13 protein-coding genes are annotated in these 12,076 nt (G+C 60.2%); 6 read left to right on the forward strand and 7 right to left on the reverse strand.

Annotated features, from left to right (window positions below; genetic code table 11):
* Positions 1–82: 82 nt before the first annotated feature.
* Positions 83–3,517, reverse strand: coding sequence for a DEAD/DEAH box helicase (locus tag FXB41_RS37165; RefSeq protein WP_219685306.1), 3,435 nt, complete (start codon positions 3,515–3,517; stop codon positions 83–85).
* The gene (locus tag FXB41_RS37170) at positions 3,504–4,283 is read right to left on the reverse strand and encodes a Hachiman antiphage defense system protein HamA (protein ID WP_219685307.1); all 780 of its coding nucleotides are present in this window, start codon (positions 4,281–4,283) and stop codon (positions 3,504–3,506) included. The genes FXB41_RS37165 and FXB41_RS37170 overlap by 14 nt, the downstream gene beginning before the upstream one ends.
* Positions 4,284–4,790: 507 nt before the next feature.
* On the opposite strand from FXB41_RS37170, the gene FXB41_RS37175 reads away from it, so the two are divergent.
* The 5 genes from FXB41_RS37175 (at position 4,791) to FXB41_RS37190 (ending at position 8,159) form a co-directional block, all read left to right on the forward strand.
* Positions 4,791–6,545 (forward strand): amidohydrolase, encoded by a 1,755-nt coding sequence (locus FXB41_RS37175; protein ID WP_246649485.1) that lies wholly within the window; start codon positions 4,791–4,793, stop codon positions 6,543–6,545.
* Between the two features lie 100 nt (positions 6,546–6,645).
* Positions 6,646–6,879: a hypothetical protein gene (locus FXB41_RS37180; protein ID WP_219685308.1), complete on the forward strand. Its 234-nt coding sequence runs from the start codon at positions 6,646–6,648 to the stop codon at positions 6,877–6,879.
* A gap of 107 nt (positions 6,880–6,986) precedes the next feature.
* Positions 6,987–7,115 (forward strand): hypothetical protein, encoded by a 129-nt coding sequence (locus tag FXB41_RS41620; RefSeq protein WP_007600646.1) that lies wholly within the window; start codon positions 6,987–6,989, stop codon positions 7,113–7,115.
* 408 nt (positions 7,116–7,523) lie between these two features.
* Complete coding sequence (locus FXB41_RS37185; RefSeq protein ID WP_007600644.1) at positions 7,524–7,757, forward strand: hypothetical protein; 234 nt, start codon at positions 7,524–7,526, stop codon at positions 7,755–7,757.
* A gap of 105 nt (positions 7,758–7,862) precedes the next feature.
* Entirely contained in the window at positions 7,863–8,159 is a 297-nt protein-coding gene (locus FXB41_RS37190; protein ID WP_219685309.1) for a hypothetical protein, read from the forward strand.
* Positions 8,160–8,229: 70 nt separating this feature from the next.
* Here the strand turns inward: FXB41_RS37190 and FXB41_RS37195 are convergent, their stop codons facing one another.
* The 5 genes from FXB41_RS37195 to FXB41_RS37215 all read right to left on the reverse strand — a co-directional run bounded on the left by FXB41_RS37195 (position 8,230) and on the right by FXB41_RS37215 (position 11,087).
* Complete coding sequence (locus tag FXB41_RS37195) at positions 8,230–8,520, reverse strand: hypothetical protein (protein WP_219685310.1); 291 nt, start codon at positions 8,518–8,520, stop codon at positions 8,230–8,232.
* Between the two features lie 154 nt (positions 8,521–8,674).
* The gene (locus FXB41_RS37200; protein WP_219685311.1) at positions 8,675–9,166 is read right to left on the reverse strand and encodes an Hsp20/alpha crystallin family protein; all 492 of its coding nucleotides are present in this window, start codon (positions 9,164–9,166) and stop codon (positions 8,675–8,677) included.
* A 167-nt stretch (positions 9,167–9,333) separates the two neighbouring features.
* Positions 9,334–10,206 (reverse strand): RNA polymerase sigma factor RpoH, encoded by an 873-nt coding sequence (gene rpoH, locus FXB41_RS37205; RefSeq protein ID WP_219685312.1) that lies wholly within the window; start codon positions 10,204–10,206, stop codon positions 9,334–9,336.
* A 25-nt stretch (positions 10,207–10,231) separates the two neighbouring features.
* Complete coding sequence (locus FXB41_RS37210) at positions 10,232–10,414, reverse strand: hypothetical protein (RefSeq protein WP_157158649.1); 183 nt, start codon at positions 10,412–10,414, stop codon at positions 10,232–10,234.
* 121 nt (positions 10,415–10,535) lie between these two features.
* Positions 10,536–11,087, reverse strand: a complete 552-nt coding sequence (locus FXB41_RS37215; RefSeq protein WP_219685313.1) for a TetR/AcrR family transcriptional regulator — start codon at positions 11,085–11,087, stop codon at positions 10,536–10,538.
* A gap of 115 nt (positions 11,088–11,202) precedes the next feature.
* Here FXB41_RS37215 and FXB41_RS37220 point away from each other — a divergent pair, with 115 nt between their 5' ends.
* Positions 11,203–12,060, forward strand: a complete 858-nt coding sequence (locus FXB41_RS37220; protein WP_219685314.1) for an oxidoreductase — start codon at positions 11,203–11,205, stop codon at positions 12,058–12,060.
* Positions 12,061–12,076: the final 16 nt, after the last annotated feature.

Genomic DNA, 12,076 nt, shown 5'->3' on the forward strand with positions numbered 1-12,076 from the left:
GGCATAGAGATTTGGCTCCTTCTGCAGCCGTCGACAACCTTGCTCTCTGCTGCCAGCCCACAAATGCAGCTCGTCTATCCGGTTACTCGGACCACCTAGCTTGCCCTCGACCGAAACGTCGAACGATGGCTGTGTCGCTTCCGGACACGAAACTCGCAGACATCAAGCCCTGAAGACGGTCTCTTCCGTGAAGCCGCAATTTGGCGACCTTCTGAAAATCAGGCGTACACACCCAAGCATCGCCCGTGTCCTCCAGTTCGACCCTGTAAAGGCCGTTCGCCGGCCGCTCTTCGAATTCGTCGAGTTCAAGCCTGACCTCCGATATCTCGGCCGTACTTGCGCCAGCACGAAGCGTTTCCCGTCTGAAACGTTGCCAAATGGCGGCCGTACCGGGCGTTGGCCAGTTGTCGTTTTCCGTCAATGCTGCGACTTCATCGCTTTCAAGCCACTCTTTCATGCCGCCAAGGTCTACGAAGAACGCTTCCCCGGTGTTTACGGCGGCAATGGCAGCACGTCGGGAGGGTAACCCGGCGCGAATCAGCATCGCCGTCATGTATTGCGGCACGCCCGTTTCGAGTGATGCTGCGCCACCGCCAGCTATAGCATCGGGCTCCCAACCCAATGACAACCTTCTGGTTCGTAAAGCCTCCATTGCCCATACGAGACGGTATGTAAATGCGTCTTCGACCACGCCCATGTTGTCGGTGCCGATCGCATTCACATCGACGCCAGTCACCCACCACCGCAACAAATCACGCCAGTTCGATGGCAGCGCGTTCTTTGCATCCGGAACAAACGGTCGGAGCACAAGCAGATGTTCCGCAAGACTGACTAGCGCCGCGACTAGCTGCTCTTGATTACCGGTCAAAGATCCATCGTCTGCCTGATCGAGCAGCAAGTTAAGTTGGTCGGCCATGGCATCAAGGGCGATACCGGCTTCCAAACCCACACCCATCGCGAAATGGCCGCGACGAGCTAGCGCAGTGGTCGCTCGCCAGATGAGCTGCGCCCGAGCTTGCAGAATCCATCTGTGCCACTCTCGGATTTGATCGCCTCTCTCGCGGCGCGACAACTGGCGCGCCCAAAGCGAGCCCTGCAACGCTTCATCCAGCAAACGAGGAAGGTCCGCATTGTTAGCATCGAGAGCTTCGATAAGGCCGAACACCGTTGCGTCGAGCTTTTCTACAAGTTCCGAAAGGGGCTCACTTTCATCGCCTTCAACAAGGGGGCTTTGAGCGTTCCACGGTTCACGAGAATTCGCGAGAAATTCAAAGGCATCAGCACGATTAAGAATCCCCTGTTCCGAAAACTTTGTCAGAATGGCGTTTACAATTTGGATTAGTCCGCTCTCCAGCGTTCGGCTTCTTGCCGATGCTACCAAATTACGCCATTCCTGAAGCCGCCATTCGCCACCAACGTGCATGACATGGACGACTAACCCCTCCACGTCCACGAACGCTCGTCCGGCACGACCCGCAACGTTTGCAAACTCTTCCCCCGTGATTATGTTTCCAGATCGATGCAGTATCGGCACCAACATGACTGCGGCATTCAAATTAAGGCCCTGCGACAACGTTGGAGACGCCACTGTGACTTTGATTGTGCCGCGGGACAGCAACAATTCGAGTTCCCGCAGAAAGGGATTTGGAAGTCCGCCGTGGTGGATGGCTACACCGATTTCAAGGCACTTAACTGCACAATGGTCATCGCCCAACCATTCCTTGCCGACCTCGACCGCACGCCCAATGGCGTCGGGATCGTCGAGCAACGAAGGAAGATATCCACGTTGGACAAGCTCAAGGGCACTCCTGCCGTAGCCCTCTACCCAATTTGCTTGCGTAATGAAGATAAGGGTTTTCTTTCCCTGTTCGGCAAATCTCCAAGCCGCGAACACCGACAAATCCTTCTCTTCTCGCGGTCTTGAGCGACGTTCGGGTCGGCGCGCAGGCACCTCTTCTACGAAGCGAGAAATGAACGGCACTTCAGTCCGGGAGTCGAAATATAACTGAGCGCCGGCCGGCTTCAGCCGCGTTGCAGCTCGCCACACCAGATGGCCAAAGCGTTGTCTTGTTGGACGCCATGGAAACACTACCGGTCCACCGGGCTGGTCATTGCGAATCCAGGCAGTCAGATCATTCAACTGATCTCCTTCTGGTAGAATCGCTGACAAACAAATAATTCTCCGGGTTGAAGCATCCGCTCGGCGCAGCAGACGCTGGACCAGCGTCTCGTAACGAATTTCGCGTTCGGTCGGTCCAATCATATGACCTTCATCTAGGACGATCAGGCCCACATCGTCGATAATGTCAGCATCGTTGCGCAACGCAAAATCCAACTTCTCCGGCGTACTGATAACTATATTCTTCGATCGCAACGCGTCCTCATCAGATTCCGAAACTCCACTCGCGCCATAAAGTGAAGAAACAGAAAATCCGAGTGGACCGAACGTGTTGCGAAAGGAACGTTCTGTCTGAGCCGACAACGCCCGCAGCGGCGTGACAATCAAAACGCGTCTGCCCTGGGACAGCGTCATCAAGGCGCAAATTTCAGCGATCCTTGTCTTCCCAGCGCTTGTTGGTAGGGCAACTACGAGGTCATCATCAACGTTGGTTGAACGTTGTGCGGCTTCGAGCTGCGAAGGCCAAAGCTCTACTTCAGACATCTTTCGCGCATATAACGATGAAATGAGACGCTCGCGCAATGCAGCGTAGGACTCCTCGGCGCCGACCGGAGGAATAAGCGGCAATCGACGATGCAGTGAATGTTCCCAGAGATCGTCAATAAAGCTTCTGGTTAGACGGATAATCCACCACAATGAAACCGCCGCCGCGTTCGCCGCAAGATTTTGTCCTGTAGCAAGCAATGACGAAGCTCGTTGAACCAGACCTTCATCGCCCGTCTGCAAAGCGAAATCGAAATAGGCAAGCGCACGGCAGACTGTAGCGTTCAAGATGATTGAGATTGCTTCGTCTGGCTCCTCTTCGTCATCTTCTAGCAATTCAGTGATCGTATCGTCTTCGTGGTCGTCAGAAAGAAGGTATTCACGCGTGAACTCGCGGAGCGCCGTCAAGTCGCGGAGGACAAGCAGCGCCAACGCTTGTTCTGCTGAATTAAGGTTCGCATCACCCAAGGAACGCAAAAGCGAATACGCGATCGCAGAATAGCTGGCCAGGTGATAAGAGGCTGCTGCTAGAACCCGGTAAAAACCAATCTCGGGTGCGTCGAGCATCCCGTTTGTCGTTATCGCTTCGAACGATCGTGCGGCTCGATCAAACGCGCGGCGGGTTTCGTTCGTCGATCCGGTCCTCTCACGCAAAGACATGGCGACGCGTAGAAGCGAAAAGCCATACTCCGCAAGATCAGTCTCAATCTCATCTCCTAAAGGAGGTGCATCGTCAGGCAACACGCCATCTTGACGAAACTGCGCCCATGCAGCTCCTCGATCGAGAAGCTGCCCCCTAGCTCCATCGGCGGCAATCTCGCCAAGCAGAGCTTGCAATTCGTCAATCGTTTCCAATTTCACCCGCCTGTTCGTATACTTCTGCTATAAAATCCTCGTGATCTTCGATATGCAGGTTAACAACCAGCTGCCGTCGCTTTTGATCTAGCTCCTCGAAATCGTCAATAAGAGCCTGCGGAGCCCCGTTGCCAGACAGGGTGAACATGACGTGGTCGACGCGTGAAGGAGGTAAGGCCCTCCTTGCGACCTCGCGGCGAATTATTTTTCCGAGTGCTTCATCGCCTCCACCGCGCTCCATCATCCTGTCAGCAACGAACAGTAGTGACGCTGGAGTGCAGCGCCCATCATCACGATCCAAGGCACCCCGGGCTGACACGACCGCGGCCTTTCCGAGCGTCCTTCTACTTTTAGATTCGCCTTTCAAGAGACGAAGGCGATCATTCGCCTCGCTATATCGAATTCCGATAAAGTCGTCTCCGCGCAATGCAACTTCGCGCCCGTCTTTGAATCGCATGCGACGGACAGGCACGGCAAACCCGAGCATCTCTTGCGTTAGTTCTGAGGCAAGTATCTCTCCAAGATCCCCGGAGCGCGCTCTCTTTCCTCGCGGGAGTCTTTCTCGAAGAATGGCAGACGCACCCTCATAGCCAAGCTCTTCAACATCTTCCGCAATTCGCTCTAATGTGTCGTAGTGAGAACGTACGGTCTCGGCGAGATTTTCGGCGATCGTCTCTCGACCGTCGTCTTTCTCGGTCAACTTCCAGAGGCGCTTCTTCTCATCCTCTTCCTCATTCTTTTCGCACCAGTCATCGAACAGCGCCATTTGCGATCCAGTATCAACAGTCCTACAAAGGCGGCATTATATGAAGGCAACCGATAATTGCGTAGCAATTTCGTACTTCCATTAGTTGAATATCCCCTACTCGTTCTTTGGCTTATTGAGGAGCAGGCAATGCGCCCCAGCAAATCGTGTATCGCGGCGAGATAAAGGTCACTGCGGATCTTCTAAGTTTGGTGTCTCCTGCAGACATGTAAGCCGGGGTGTTCCAACCTTATTGCACGTTGGACCGATCGGGCACGATCATGAGCGGTTTCGAACTTTCAAAAGAGCCCTATACGTCGCCTAGGACGTTTGCTGCGAATGCGAGATCAAGCTGACATCGGCCTTATGGTACCTAAAGTCGGGTCAGAGAATGGCCGGTACAACGCCCTGGGCAGCCTCTTTTGACGTGCGAAGCGGGCGCGGGCCGCCGCGCCGAAGCCCAAGAATCAATTGTTTGAGCCGTTACCAAACTTTCCGGTGGACCGGCTGAATTTGTTGGTGCCAGACATGGTCAGGATCACCACACTCCCCGTTGCGACGCGCGATGTCCGCGAGCGCATCCAGCGGCGGATGTGTGGCGCCGCTTCGGCCTCTCTCATGTCGGGACTGATGATGCGAAAGCTTCTGGCGATATTGCTGATCTCGTGCTGGGCCAGTTTGGCTTGCGCACAAAAGGCCGACCTTATTGTCACGAACGCAAAGCTCGTGACGCTGGATACCGCATCGACGATCGCGCAGGCTCTCGCCGTCCGCGAAGGCAAGATCGTCGCAATTGGCGGCAACGATGCCATGGAAGGCCTGATCGGGCCCGCGACGCGCCGTGTCGACGCGGGTGGACGCACCATCATTCCGGGATTGATCGATTCCCATATTCACGCGGTGCGCGCCGGCCTCACCTACGCAACCGAGGTCAACTGGATCGGCGCAAAGACTATCCCTGAGGCCATGGAACGCTTGCGCCAGGCGGCAAAAGCGCGGCCGGAATCCTGGATCATCGTGGCCGGTGGCTGGAGCGAATTGCAATTTGCGGAGAAGCGGCGGCCAACGCTCGCCGAGGTAATGGCGGCCGTTCCCGACAATCCGGCTTACATCCAGCTGTTCTATTCGGCGGTGCTGATGACGCCAAAAGCGCAGCAAGCCCTCGGGATGTCCGCGGATCAGCTGCCGGCCGGCATCACGACTGAGCGCGCCGCATCGGGCGACGCCACGGGCTGGCTCAACGGCTCCATCGTCAGCATCTCTGCGCTGTTCGATCGGCTGCCGAGACCGAATTTCGAAGAGAATGTCGCCGGGACCCGGCAGTTCTTCACGGAGCTCAATCGTCTTGGCGTGACCGGGATCGTGGATCCCGGCGGCTTCAGCATTTATCCCAGCCATTACGCCGCCTTGCAAAAGCTCTGGCGTGAAAAAGCACTTTCGGTTCGGGTTGCCTTCAGCCTGTTCGCCCAGAATGTCGGCGCGGAATTCGATGAGTACAAGACTCTCACGCCGTTCCTGCCGATGGGATTCGGCGACGACATGCTGCGGTTCAACGGACTAGGCGAGCGGATCACCGGCGCCATGTACAACAACAATGCGCCCGACGCGGCCGCCAAGGACGAGTTCCGCGAGATCATTCGCTGGGCGGCCAAACAAGGGCTGACCGTCACCATCCACTGGCAGGAAGACAAATCCGTCCATCACCTCCTGGACCTCTATGATGAGGTCAACAAGGAGACGCCGCTCGCGCCCCTGCGCTGGTCCATCGCCCATCTCGACAACACCTCGTCAGAGACGCTGGCGCGCATGAAAGCCCTTGGTGTCGGCTGGACCATGCAGGACGCGATGTATCTCGGAGGCGACCGTATCGTGGCGCAGGCCGGCGAAGCTGCGCGCAGCATGCCGCCCCTCGTCACGGCGTTGCGCATGGGGGTCCATGTCGGGGCCGGCACGGATGCGCATCGGGTCGCATCCTACAATCCGTTCGTGGCGCTGCAATGGATGCTCGACGGCAAGACCGTCGGCGGACTGTCGACGCGCGGCCCGGACGAAACACCCAGCCGCGAAGATGCCTTGCGCCTCTACACGGTGGGAAGCGCGTGGTTCTGCTTCGACGAGACGCGGCGCGGAACGTTAGAGACCGGCAAGCTCGCCGATTTCGCGATTCTCGATCGGGATTTCATGTCCGTCCCCGTCGAGCAAATTGGCGCCACGGCGTCTCTGCTGACGGTCGTGGGCGGCAAGGTCGTCTACGCAGCGGATGCTTTCTCGAGCGCGAAATAGGAGCTGGAGACCTGGTGTGCGGCGCAGCCTGAACCGGGTGAGAGCAACTAAATCGCCGATCCGGCATTATCCCCGCGAGCCGTTTCGCGGAGGTCTCACGATGGAAGACCAGAATCGGATGACCCTGGTTTTGAGTGCGATCGCCCTCGCCGTTGCCATCGTGGTTGCATCTGCGATCACGATGGAGCGCGTCAACATGCCTGCGGTCAGCAACGACGCAGCTCCCGGAACAGTCGGACTCGCCAGGCCGCACCCACCGCTGGACCGCGCCGCCGGTGAGCCGATCCAGACGGTCGGCGGCCCCTCCGGCGCGAGTATTCGCGGACGTCCCTGATCGAACGCCGGGATGACCGCACAGCACTCTTGATGATTTCTGCCGCTTTCGCGGGGTCAATATCCTATACAAGGCGCCCGTCCCCCCTTCCGCGGCAGGAGCCATCCATGACCAGTGAAAAAGGCCCGAACATCAAGAAGAAGCAGAAATGCAAGAACTGCGAGGGCAAAGGCCTGCTCAAGAAGGGCGACAAGGTGGTGAAGTGCCAGCGCTGCAAGGGCACGGGCGTGCGGTGATATTGGGCTGGCGGCCTCTCCGATGCCGAGGTGGAGGCGGTCAGATTGCGCAAACCTTCAGTCCGGCGCGAACACCAACCTGATGTTCGCCCCGATCAGCCGCCTCGCTCCAACCTCGATTGGCACTTCCTGCGGCAAGGCGCGTTGCGGTCTTTTCAGGGAGGTGCAGATGACCAAGACCGGCGCGCAAGGCGTAAGGACCAGGACATCAGGTTTGTAGGAACGACTTTGTAGGAACGACCTGGGGCCGTCGCGTATTGGGCAGCGCCGGGTCCTTGCGATTCCGGCAATGGCGGCCTCGGCTCGAAGCCCCGCCCCCGGGCCACAGGCCGGGGCCGCCTGACGGGGATCGGCCCGTCATCTCAGCCCGTCATTTCAGGGCCGTCTTGGAGGACTGCGCGAGAGACCATGGAGGCGCCCACACCAGGGATGCAAAACCCGCTTCGACAGGCGCGGCTCTACGGCTACCTGATCGAACGCGAGGGCGCGCTGTTTCATCCCGGCGGCAGCCACCCGCTGTGCAGCGCAGGCATGACGCGACGCATGATCGAGGCGGGCTGGCTGATGAAAGCCGACGATCGCTACGAGCTGACGCCGCAAGCGCAGGAACGGATCGCCCCGGGCGCGATGAGTTCGGGATGACTTCATCGTCGCTGGTGCCGGATTTGCGCTGCCCCGCAGGAACAGGTGCGTCCCCAAATCTTTGCCTCGGCACGGCATGTGACGACGTCAAGCATAGGAGCGGACATGAAAAAGCTGGTTCTCGCAGGGCTCGTTGCGGCTCTCGCATTTCCCCCTTCCGCATTCGCGCAAGGCGGCACGGGTGCGTCCAGGACCGGGTCGAGCATCGACTCCTCCAGCACCGGCGGCACGACGGGAGCGGGAGCCTCCAGCCTCAACACGTCATCGGACAACAATGGCGGCGGCGCGAACGCACCGGCCAAATCGTCGACGACGCGGCCAGGCGATAACGGCACAAGGCAAACGCAAGGAGGCCAGCAGGCCATGCCAGGTTCCGGCTCCACCGGAGCGAACCGCAAATAGGCGCGCCACGAACGATAGACCGATTGCGCTCACGCAGGAAGGCCCGGATGATGGTCCGGGCCTTGTCTTGTCACCACCAGGGATCCCAGTAGGGCGGAGGAGCGTAGGCGTAAGGCACATAGTAGGCCCGCCGCACGACGCGCGGTCCATAGTAGCCGTAGGGCGGGCCATAGTAGCGCGGGCCATAATAGGCATCGGCCGCGAGCCCCGCCGCAAGCGCACCGGCAACAAGACCGAAGCCGATACCCGGGCCTCCCCAATGGCCGTGCCAGCCGCCGCGCCAAGCATGGGCTTCCGCCGGCGAAGCCGCCGCCACGAACAGGGCCGAGATCAACGTGAGGACTAAAGCAAGTTTCTTCATGTGCGACTCCCAGAACTTGGAAACCGACCGCAAAACGCCAGACCGGAATTGAAGTTTCCGGGCGTTCCGGAAAATTTTGCAGCGAGCCGACGGACGCGAATGCGGCCGCCGGCAGGACGCGGGCGAGAGAGACGGCTCCCGCCCGCGGCCATGCTTACTTGCTGTTGATCGCGATGCGCTTCACCTTCTGTTGTGCCGCCGGTGACTTCGGCAGGGTGACGGTGAGGACGCCGTTGTTGAAGGAAGCCGCGACCTTGTCCTGGTCGACGTCATCGACCGGAATGCGCCGCTCGAAACGGCCATAGTAACGCTCGCTGAAGAGACGCTCCTTGTCTTCCGTTTCGCTCTTCTTCTCGCCGCTGATCGTCAGCACCCCGTTTGCAAGCTCGACGTTGACATCCTTCTGTTCGAGACCGGGAAGCTCGGCGACAACCTTGACCTCCTTTTCGCTCTCGTCGAGTTCGACGTTCGGCCAGCCCATTGCGGTCGAGGAACCGAACGGGCCGAGATCAAAGCTGCGGAAAGCGTCGTCGAACAGCCGGTTCATCTCGCGGTGAAGCGCAAGCAGCGGATTGCCGGCTTCGCCGCGCTGAGCGGCCATGTTGCGTGAGCCGTTGTTCCACGGAATGAGATCACGTAGTGCCATTGTCGTTTCTCCTTATCTCCTGTCTTGGTTGTCGATTGGCGCAGCTCAGCGCGCGGCGAGAGCCACGCACGCGCTACAAAGCCCGGACGATCAACTCGTCAGGCATCTGCTTGTGCTCGATGTTTCGGTCGGGGCTGCCAAAAGAATTAGGAGACGGCGATTTGGTTTCAAGAGCCGGCTGCCAAGCGCCCCCCGATGGCAGCCCGAACCTTTTCGAACGCGCGCATTTCGATCTGCCGCACCCGCTCGCGTGAAACGCCATACCGTGCCGCGAGCTGCTCAAGTCTCAGCGGCGGCTCGGAGAGCCAGCGCGCCTCGAGAATGTCGCGCTCGCGCGGCTTGAGGACGGCCAGCGCGCCGGCGAGGGCGTCACGCCTCCGTCTGGTTTCTTCCCGCTCGGCGTATTCGGCTTCAGGACTGGATGCGGGGTCGACCAGCCAGTCCTGGACTTCGCCGCCGTCGGCGTCGCGCACCAAAACGTTGAGCGACAGGTCGCCGCCGAGGCGCCGGTTCATCTCGATCACGTCGTTCTCCTGCACGCCGAGCCGCCGCGCGATCTGGCTGGCGTGCTCGGGGCGGAGATCACCATCCTCCAGGGCGGAGATTTCCGCCTTGGTCCTGCGAAGCTTGAAGAACAGCTTCTTCTGCGCCCCGCTGTTGGCGATCTTGACCAGCGACCAGGACCGCAGGATGTATTCCTGGATCGACGCCTTGATCCACCACATCGCGTAGGTCGCAAGCCGAAAGCCGCGCTCCGGCTCGAAGCGCTTGACGGCGTGCATCAGGCCGACGTTTCCTTCGGAAATGATGTCCGCAACCGGCAGGCCGTAGCCGCGATATCCCATCGCAATCCTGGCAACGAGCCGCAGATGGCTTGTGACCAGATGATAGGCTGCCTCGCGGTCGCCGTGCTCGCGCCATCGCTTGGCATAGGCGATTTCCTGGTCGGGCCGCAGCATCGGAAACTTGCGAATTTCCGCCAGGTAATGTGCCAATCCGCCCTCAGGCGACAGCATCGGAACAGTTGCAGTGCTTCCCATTGCCCACCTCTTCGAGTTTGTCTGCTTACGCTGCAAAATCGACATGACAAAAAATGGTTTCGGCCGACGATGTTACGACCGGTGGGGCCGGCGCGTGAGTTTGCGGCGGCTCCGGTCGCGTCACGAGATAGAGCTCGCCCGCCACCAATAGGAGGGCAGCGACGGCCAGGGCCAACATGCCGAGCACCAGATCGCTGTCATCATCCATGCGCGTTCGAAACGTGTGTCGATGTCGAAGATCGGCAGCCATTGGTTTTGGCTGTCCGCGACATCGAACGTCGACACCGGAATTTTGTTCCGGACTTTCGGCGTCCCGCCGAGACGCGGTCTCACCCTCCCAGCGAATTCCTCGTCGCGCGAAGAATATCGTCCGACAGCTTGGGATCGTCCACGGCGCGGGCGAGCACGAGGGCGCCGACCATGGATGCGGCTGCGGCGAGCGCCTTGTCCTCGCGCTGGCGTGGCTTCAGCGTGGAAGCCATCCGGCTGCTCAGCAGGGCGATCGTGCCGCGCACGCCAGCGGTGAAGCGCTGCCTCAGGCCGCCGCCTTGACGTGACACCTCACAGGCGAGCGCAGCAAAGGGGCAGCCGGCGGCGGGATCGTCGCGATGCCCCGGCGAGAGATATTCCGAAAGATAGTCCTCGAGCGCGAAGGCCTCGGGCAATTCCTGGCCTTTGGCCTTGATCGCATGGGCCACGGCTTCCTCGACCAGCCGCTCCTTGGAGCCGAACTGGCTGTACAGGCTGCCGTGCGTCATCCCGGCCGCCTCGGCGAGCGCGTCGACACCGACGCCGGCGATGCCGCGCTCCCGCAGCAGGCGCGAGGCGGTCTCGAGAATATGCTCGCGATTTTTGGCGGCCTGTTCCTTTGAGACGCGCATGGGACCGATCCTCGGATACGGGGCTTGACTTTTATAATTACGATCGTCATGTATATCAATAGTTACGATCGTAATCAAACGATTTCAGGCCCGGTAGTGGCGTCGGAGAGGCATTATGAACAGGATTACACCGAAGATCGCGCTGGTGACCGGCGCCTCCTCAGGCATCGGCCAGGCCACGGCGGAGCGGCTCGCGAACGCCGGCTATAAGGTGTTCGGCACCAGCAGGCGGGGCGCACAGTCTGGCAAGCAGGCCTTCGAGATGCTGGCCCTCGACGTCACCAGCGATGCGTCGGTGGAAGCCGCCGTCGGCGAGTTGATCCGGCGCGAGGGCCGCATCGACCTGCTGGTGAACAACGCCGGCTTCGGCGTTGCCCCCGCCGGCGCGGAAGAGAGCTCGATGGGGCAGGCGCGCGCGATTTTCGAGACGAACTTCTTCGGCCTGATCCGGATGACGCGCGCCGTCGTGCCGCACATGCGCCGCCAGGGTAATGGCCGCATCATCAATATCGGCTCGGTGCTCGGCTTTCTGCCGATGCCTTATGGCGCGCTCTACGCCGCGACCAAGCACGCGGTGGCAGGCTATTCGGAATCGCTCGACCATGAACTGCGCACGCGGGGCATCCGGGTCTCCGTGGTCGAGCCCGCCTACACCAAGACGCCGTTCGACGCGAACTTCATGGAGCCCGACGCCACGCTCGAGGAATATCGCGAGGCGCGCGCCGGCGTGACCAAGCGGGTGAACGAGGTGATGGCGACGGCCGAACAGCCCGGCGTAGTGGCCGAGACCGTGCTGAAGGCGGCAAGCGCGGCGCGCCCGCAACTCAAATACGCGGCCGGCAGCCTTGCGAAGCGCCTGCGGTTTCTGCGGCGGTTTGCGCCTGCAGCCCTGGTGGATGCCGGGCTTCGAAAGGATTTGCGGCTCGATGCGACTGCGGCGCCGCAGCCCGCCCGCACCGCGCGGGCTTTCTGAGGGCCGCAAGCTTGCC

The organism is Bradyrhizobium canariense (assembly GCF_019402665.1).
Classification (GTDB): domain Bacteria; phylum Pseudomonadota; class Alphaproteobacteria; order Rhizobiales; family Xanthobacteraceae; genus Bradyrhizobium; species Bradyrhizobium canariense.

Coding starts and splice junctions, on each gene's coding strand:
- FXB41_RS37170 (WP_219685307.1), bottom strand. CDS start 4,283: ATGGCGCTGTTCGATGACTGGTGCGAAAAGAATGAGGAAGAGGATGAG.
- FXB41_RS37175 (WP_246649485.1), top strand. CDS start 4,791: ATGGTCAGGATCACCACACTCCCCGTTGCGACGCGCGATGTCCGCGAG.
- FXB41_RS37180 (WP_219685308.1), top strand. CDS start 6,646: ATGGAAGACCAGAATCGGATGACCCTGGTTTTGAGTGCGATCGCCCTC.
- FXB41_RS41620 (WP_007600646.1), top strand. CDS start 6,987: ATGACCAGTGAAAAAGGCCCGAACATCAAGAAGAAGCAGAAATGCAAG.
- FXB41_RS37185 (WP_007600644.1), top strand. CDS start 7,524: ATGGAGGCGCCCACACCAGGGATGCAAAACCCGCTTCGACAGGCGCGG.
- FXB41_RS37190 (WP_219685309.1), top strand. CDS start 7,863: ATGAAAAAGCTGGTTCTCGCAGGGCTCGTTGCGGCTCTCGCATTTCCC.
- FXB41_RS37195 (WP_219685310.1), bottom strand. CDS start 8,520: ATGAAGAAACTTGCTTTAGTCCTCACGTTGATCTCGGCCCTGTTCGTG.
- FXB41_RS37200 (WP_219685311.1), bottom strand. CDS start 9,166: ATGGCACTACGTGATCTCATTCCGTGGAACAACGGCTCACGCAACATG.
- rpoH (WP_219685312.1), bottom strand. CDS start 10,206: ATGGGAAGCACTGCAACTGTTCCGATGCTGTCGCCTGAGGGCGGATTG.
- FXB41_RS37210 (WP_157158649.1), bottom strand. CDS start 10,414: ATGGATGATGACAGCGATCTGGTGCTCGGCATGTTGGCCCTGGCCGTC.
- FXB41_RS37215 (WP_219685313.1), bottom strand. CDS start 11,087: ATGCGCGTCTCAAAGGAACAGGCCGCCAAAAATCGCGAGCATATTCTC.
- FXB41_RS37220 (WP_219685314.1), top strand. CDS start 11,203: ATGAACAGGATTACACCGAAGATCGCGCTGGTGACCGGCGCCTCCTCA.